The sequence below is a fragment of the Pseudomonas sp. HMWF006 genome (assembly GCF_003061205.1).
Lineage (GTDB): Bacteria > Pseudomonadota > Gammaproteobacteria > Pseudomonadales > Pseudomonadaceae > Aquipseudomonas > Aquipseudomonas monsensis.
Genome location: NZ_QAIU01000207.1, coordinates 1 through 7030 on the forward strand (window position 1 = coordinate 1; position 7030 = coordinate 7030).

Here is a 7030-nt window from a genome sequence, read left to right on the forward strand (position 1 = left end):
GCAGAAGTCATTCGCCGCATGGGCGACAAGACCGAAGCCCGGCGCAGCATGATCAAGGCCGGCGTACCGGTCACCCCGGGCACCGAAGGCAACGTGGCCGACATCAATGAAGCCTTGGCCGAGGGCGACCGCATCGGTTACCCGGTCATGCTCAAGGCCACCTCCGGTGGTGGCGGGCGCGGCATCCGTCGCTGCAACAGCCGCGAAGAACTCGAACAGAATTTCCCTCGGGTGATTTCCGAAGCGACCAAGGCCTTCGGTTCGGCGGAAGTGTTCCTGGAAAAATGCATCGTTAATCCGAAGCACATCGAAGCGCAGATCCTCGGCGACAGCTTCGGCAACGTCGTGCACCTGTTCGAGCGTGACTGCTCGATCCAGCGCCGCAACCAGAAGCTGATCGAGATCGCCCCGAGCCCGCAACTGACCCCGGAACAGCGCGCCTACATCGGCGACCTGTCGGTGCGCGCAGCCAAGGCTGTGGGCTACGAGAACGCCGGCACCGTGGAGTTCCTGCTCGCCGAGGGCGAGGTGTACTTCATGGAGATGAACACCCGGGTGCAGGTGGAACACACCATCACCGAAGAAATCACCGGGATCGACATCGTTCGTGAGCAGATCCGCATCGCCTCCGGCCTGCCGCTGTCAGTGAAGCAGGAAGACATCCAGCACCGTGGCTTCGCGCTGCAGTTCCGGATCAACGCCGAAGACCCGAAGAACAACTTCCTGCCGAGCTTCGGCAAGATCACTCGCTACTACGCTCCCGGCGGCCCCGGCGTGCGCACCGACACGGCGATCTACACCGGCTACACCATTCCGCCGTTCTACGACTCGATGTGCCTGAAACTGGTGGTCTGGGCGCTGACCTGGGAAGAGGCGATGGACCGTGGCCTGCGCGCCCTCGACGACATGCGTCTGCAAGGGGTGAAGACCACCGCCGCGTATTACCAGGAAATCCTGCGCAATCCGGAATTCCGTAGCGGCCAGTTCAATACCAGCTTCGTTGAAAGCCATCCTGAACTGACCAACTACTCGATCAAGCGCAAACCCGAAGAGCTGGCCCTGGCCATCGCCGCCGCCATCGCCGCCCACGCAGGCCTATAAATGCAGCTGCGAGCTGCAGCGACAAGCTTCAAGTGAGAGCGACTCGGCTTTTTCTTGCAGCTCGTAGCTTGAAGCTTGCCGCTATGAGGAGATACCAATGACTAAGAAGATCTTCGTTACCGACACCATCCTGCGCGACGCTCACCAATCGCTGCTCGCCACCCGCATGCGCACTGAAGACATGCTGCCGATCTGCGACAAGCTCGACAAAGTCGGCTACTGGTCGCTGGAATGCTGGGGCGGTGCGACGTTCGACGCCTGCGTACGTTTTCTGAAAGAAGACCCGTGGGAACGCCTGCGCCAACTGCGCTCCGCGCTGCCCAATACCCGTCTGCAAATGCTTCTGCGCGGGCAGAACCTGCTGGGCTACCGCCACTACAGCGACGATGTGGTCAAAGCCTTCGTCGCCAAGGCCGCGGTCAATGGCATCGACGTGTTCCGCATCTTCGATGCGATGAACGACGTGCGTAACCTGCGCGTGGCGATCGAGGCGGTGAAGGCTGCCGGCAAACATGCGCAAGGCACCATCGCCTACACCACCAGCCCGGTGCACACCATCGACGCGTTCGTGGCGCAAGCCAAGCAGATGGAAGCCATGGGTTGCGACTCGGTGGCAATCAAGGACATGGCCGGCCTGCTGACGCCGTACGCCACCGGCGAACTGGTCCGCGCGTTGAAAGCCGAGCAGTCGCTGCCGGTGTTCATCCACTCCCACGACACGGCCGGCCTCGCCGCAATGTGCCAGCTCAAGGCCATCGAAAACGGCGCCGACCACATCGACACCGCGATTTCCAGCTTTGCCTCGGGCACCAGCCACCCAGGCACCGAGTCAATGGTTGCTGCGCTCAAGGGCACCGAGTACGACACCGGTCTGAACCTCGAATTGCTGCAAGAGATCGGCCTGTACTTCTACGCCGTGCGCAAGAAGTACCACCAGTTCGAAAGTGAATTCACCGCTGTCGATACTCGCGTGCAAGTCAACCAGGTGCCGGGCGGGATGATCTCCAACCTCGCCAACCAGTTGAAAGAGCAGGGTGCTCTCAACCGCATGGCCGAAGTGCTGGCGGAAATCCCGCGGGTGCGTGAAGACCTCGGCTTCCCGCCGCTGGTGACCCCGACCTCGCAGATCGTCGGCACCCAGGCCTTCTTCAACGTGTTGGCCGGCGAGCGCTACAAGACCATCACCAACGAAGTGAAGCTTTACCTGCAAGGCGGCTACGGCAAGGCGCCGGGCGTGGTCAACGAACAGCTGCGTCGTCAGGCCATCGGCAGTGAGGAGGTGATCGACGTACGTCCGGCCGATCTGCTCAAGCCGGAAATGACCAAGCTGCGGGCCGACATCGGCGCGCTGGCGAAGTCCGAAGAAGACGTGCTGACTTTCGCCATGTTCCCGGACATCGGGCGCAAGTTCCTCGAAGAGCGTGCCGCCGGCACCCTCGTTCCGGAAGTGCTGTTGCCGATTCCTGAGGCCGGTGGTGTGGCGAAGGCTGGCGGCGAAGGCGTGCCGACCGAGTTCGTCATCGACGTCCACGGCGAGACTTACCGCGTCGACATCACCGGTGTTGGGGTGAAGGCCGAAGGCAAGCGTCACTTCTACCTGTCCATCGACGGCATGCCGGAAGAAGTGGTGTTCGAACCGCTCAACGAATTCGTCAGCGGTGGCAGCAGCAAACGCAAGCAGGCGTCGGCCCCGGGCCACGTCAGCACCACCATGCCGGGCAACATCGTCGATGTACTGGTCAAGGAAGGCGACACCGTCAAGGCCGGCCAGGCCGTACTGATCACCGAAGCGATGAAGATGGAGACCGAGGTGCAGGCCGCCGTTGCCGGCAAGGTGACCGCCATCCATGTTGCCAAGGGCGACCGCGTCAACCCGGGCGAAATCCTGATCGAGATCGAAGGCTGAGATAACGGCCACGATCAAACGCTTTAAACCTCGGGGGGGCATGGTGCTCCCCTTTTTTTTGCCTGAACACAACGCTCACCTGTAGGGCGGCCGCAGACTGCAAACCTTTGACTTTGATTTTTTAAACCAGATTAAAAGACCGCAGCCTGTGGCAGCACTACCGATCGAGTTTTAGAACGCCATACGCCATTGACCGACGACGCCGTGAGTGCGGCTGTCGGTACCCATTTCACCGGTGACGCCTACGCCCAGCGTGTGGTTGGCGGAAAGTCCGAGGTCGAGGCCGGCATCCACGGACAGGCTGTTACGATCCAGCGCCGCACCGGCAATATCAAAACGTTTGCCGCCCTTGACCAGTTGTTGGCGGGTATCGTTTTCGATCTCGCCAAAGGTGTGTTTCCAGCCGGTGCTCAGGCGCGGTGTCAGACGCATGCCGTTGTCGAGGAAGCTGGTTTTGGCAACGCGAACCCCGAAGGTGCTACTGAGGTTGGCGCGCGTCTGGCCGAAGACTCTCAGCGCCGCATCGCCACCCTTTTCGCTATAGCTGTCGCGTTGGTAGCGTTGAAAACCGAGGCCGGCGAACGGCTCGAGCGTCACGTTGTTGCGGCCAAGATTGAAACCCAGTTCGGCAAAGGCTTGCTGGGTATTGACGTCGTAGGCGCCTTTGAGGCGATCACTGAAATCATTGAACGCCACGCGTCGTTTGCTGCTGCCGGCATGGCTTGCGTAGGTGGCGCCCAGGCGCAGAGCCATCGGTCCGTCCTGACGCACGGCATAAGCACCGAGGTGCCAGCTGTCGAGGTCGCCGTCGTATTGACGGGCGTCGAGTTTTGTCTGGGATTTCCCGCCGATCAGTCCGACGTGCCATTGCTCATCGAGACGCCAGTCAGCACCGATGACCAGGCCTTGGGTCGCGTGCTTCAGGGCGCTGTCAGCGTCATGATCAACCTTGCCGCCATGGCCGAGCGCCTGAACCCAGACTCTGCCGGTATCAGCCGCGCCAGCGGCCTGGCGCGGCGAACTGGCGGAGCCATGGGTTGTGCCCGAGCGGGTGTTCAGCTGGTGCATGGCCGAGAGCATGCTTTTGCTCACGGGAGTGAGGCTGCTGAGTGTCGCCTTGGCGAGGTTGGCGTTGCTGCTGCCGGCGAGCTGTTCAATGGCGATCGGGGCGGACGCGCGGGTGCTACTCACGAGCGCTTGCACGGCGGTGTTGAGGGTTGCCGTCATCGGCGTATCAACGCTGCGCGCCAACGCCTGGCCACTGGCGGACTCCGCCAGTCGTTCGAGTGCCAGATCGTTGCGTTTGTACGTTAACGCTACGGCAGTGTCAGTGTACGAAAGCGTTGGCGTCAGGAAGGCCAGGTTAGTGCTGACCCGGCCGAATTCGCCTTCGATTTTTCCTGCAAACAGAATTGGGTGAGTGGCACTGTTGGCGTAGTCGCCGGGGGCGGCAAAAACCTGAACGCTGGCATTTGCCAGCGTTGCTGTGCCTTCTACCAGTACGGGGGTCGAAAACTGGTCAGCCGTCACTCCGTAGGAGTAAGTCGCGGTTTCGGTGAATTCCAGGTTGCCTTTGACGATTGGCGAACCGATTTCGGTATTGGCGACCAGTGCGCCTTGGACATATAAGTTGGAGACTTTGCCGTTCCCGCCGTACACGGCGGATTCGTCGACATAGGCATCGCCTTCAATCGAGCCGTTGTTCATCAGGCTGGCACCGGCCTGGACCTCGGCCGATCCCTGGAACTCATCGTGCAATTGCCATTTCCCTCGCGCGACACGTAGACCGGCAAAATTTGCGGTTGCCCCGATCTCTCCGCCTTCGGAAGCGTTCAGCAGTAATCCGTTCTTGCCTGCGCCGCCGTCGAGCCGGCCCTCCCATCGGGCGCCGTTGTTGATAACAAGCAAGTCGTCCGCCTCACCGAGTTGCAACGAAACGCCGTCAACGTTTTCAAGTGCTTGCGAGATAAACGAGATCTGAGTGGTGTAGGCATTCTGAAATTCGTCGAACGAATCTTCATCCAGCTCTGCTATCTCTGTTTCTCCAGTCTCAGGCTCGGGGAATTCGAGAAACTCATAGAAGGCGTCATCGAACTCGACAACCGCTTTGGCCGCTTCGACCACTGGCAATCGCGTTATCGCGTCTTCACGCGGCTCATTGATGGCTGGACGGGTATGCTCCATCGGGCCGATAAAATCCGGAATCTCAAAGAGATCGACGAAGGGCTCCGGTTGCTCGATGGCTGCATCAGGCAGGGCGGGGGCAACCTTTTTGGGGAGCCTTTTACGTGTTTTGGTTCCTTCTGCAGCGGTGACAACAGGTTCTTCTGCCTGTTGAGCGACGGAGCTCTCCACGCAGCAAACGGTCAGTGCAATCGCTAACGCCAGATGTTTCGGTTTGAATGTGTGTTGAACGGGCATCAAGTACGGCCTCTTTTGACAGGAGGCCAAACTCTAGGGAGATACCGCAAACTTCGATGTCGGCTGCTTCCCACGGAATTGCAGGGGACATCGGATCATTCTGTAGAAATTCACCGCCTGAGTCGGAACCGTTGTTTTTACGCGGTTCTGCTGATCCCTTTTCCTACAAGTAAACGGGACGACGCCTGCTAGCAAATATCAAAAACTCATTTGCCACTGCCCGATCAAACCGTGGTTGCGACTGTTGTTGCCCAACTCGCCGCTGTACCCCAGCCCCAGCGTATGCCGCGCAGAGACGCCCACGTCGAGGCCGGCTTCGAGCAGCAGGCTGTCGCGATCCAGTGCGCTGCCATCGACATTAAACGCAGTGCCGCCGGTCACGAACGCCTGACGCGTCGAACTGCTGACATCGCCGTACGTGTGCTTCCAGCCGAGAGCCATGCGTGGGGTCACGCTCATGCCATTGTCCAGGCTGCTCAGGTGCGCCAGACGCAGACCGAGGCTGCTGCTGAAGTTGTCCTGGCTCTGGCTGTCGACCTGCAGCGCGGCGGCGCCGCCCTTTTCCTTGTAGCTGTCGCGGTGGTAGCGCTGGTAGCCGAGGCTGGCATACGGTTCGGCGCTGAGGCGACCGCTGCCCATGGCGTAACCGAGTTCGGCGAAGGCTTGCTGGCTGTCGGCGTCGTAGTCGCCTTTGGGCCGGTCGCTGAAACCGTTGAAGGCGATGGTGCGTTTGCTTTCGCCCTGATGGCCGCTGTAGGCCGCCCCCAGACGCAGCGACATCGGGCCATTTTGATGCAATGCATATACACCGGCGTGCCAGCTCTCGACGTTGCCGTCGACGCCGGTCGCGTCCAGATCGGTTTTCGAATAACCGCCCAGTACACCCAGGCGCCACGCCGGATTCAGCGACCAGTCGGCGCCGAGCACGCTGCCCTTGGTGCGTTGTTCGAGACCACTGCTGCCCTGTTCGCCGTCAAGCTTGCCGTAGCCACCGATGCCTTGCAGCCAGAGTCGGCCGCGAGCGTTCGGGTCATTCAGGTTGCGCGCCTCGGACGGCACGCCGTTGGCCGCCAGCACCGGCGTGTCGCGTTGATCGAGGCCGACCAGCAGTCCCGGGCTGCCGCCCATCTGCTGCAGTGCCGAGAGCATGCTGTTGCCGACCTGACTGCTGGCGCCAAGTGTGGCGCTGGTCAGGTTGGCGTTGCTGGCGCCGGCCAGTTGCTCGACGGCCGCGCTGGCGGTGCTTTGCGTGGTGTTGAGCAAGGCGTTGTACAGCGCCGTTTGCGTGCCCAGCGAGGCCAGGCTGTTGGCGGCGTTGCGGCCGTTGCCGGTGGCGGCGAATTCGCTGAATGCCACGTCGTTGCGGGTGTACGTCAGATCGACCTGCGTCGGCGTGTAGGCGAGGGTCGGCGTCAGGAACGCATAGTCGCTGGTGACCTGGCCGAAACGGCCGTTGACCTGCGCCGCTTGCAGCACGGTGTAATGATTCTGCCACGGCCAGGTGCCGCTGCCGGGATTGACCGCCAGTGTTGCACCGTTCAGGTTGGCCGTGCCGCCGACCTGAACGGTGCAACACTGGCGGTCAATCCCGGCAGCGGCACC

The 7030-nt window shown here is 61.4% G+C and carries 4 protein-coding genes; 2 read left to right on the forward strand and 2 right to left on the reverse strand.

Annotation, left to right across the window (positions count from 1 at the left end; genetic code table 11):
* Together DBR24_RS08170 and oadA are read left to right on the forward strand one after the other, a co-directional pair.
* Nucleotides 1-1101: ATP-grasp domain-containing protein (locus DBR24_RS08170; RefSeq protein ID WP_128614466.1), on the forward strand; the 1101-nt coding region annotated here is incomplete at its 5' end.
* 97 nt (nt 1102-1198) lie between these two features.
* Nucleotides 1199-3007: a sodium-extruding oxaloacetate decarboxylase subunit alpha gene (oadA, locus tag DBR24_RS08175; RefSeq protein ID WP_123469993.1), complete on the forward strand. Its 1809-nt coding sequence runs from the start codon at nt 1199-1201 to the stop codon at nt 3005-3007.
* Between the two features lie 171 nt (nt 3008-3178).
* Here oadA and DBR24_RS08180 read toward each other — a convergent pair whose 3' ends face one another.
* Together DBR24_RS08180 and DBR24_RS08185 are read right to left on the reverse strand one after the other, a co-directional pair.
* A complete protein-coding gene (locus DBR24_RS08180) occupies nt 3179-5191 on the reverse strand; it encodes an autotransporter domain-containing protein (protein WP_128614467.1) in 2013 nt (670 codons plus the stop codon).
* A 435-nt stretch (nt 5192-5626) separates the two neighbouring features.
* On the reverse strand, nt 5627-7030 hold a 1404-nt coding region (locus tag DBR24_RS08185), incomplete at its 5' end, for an autotransporter outer membrane beta-barrel domain-containing protein (RefSeq protein ID WP_128614468.1).

Bases quoted from the DNA above. Each gene is read 5' to 3' on its own strand.
- oadA (WP_123469993.1), top strand. From the start codon at position 1,199: ATGACTAAGAAGATCTTCGTTACCGACACCATCCTGCGCGACGCTCAC.
- DBR24_RS08180 (WP_128614467.1), bottom strand. From the start codon at position 5,191: ATGGAGCATACCCGTCCAGCCATCAATGAGCCGCGTGAAGACGCGATA.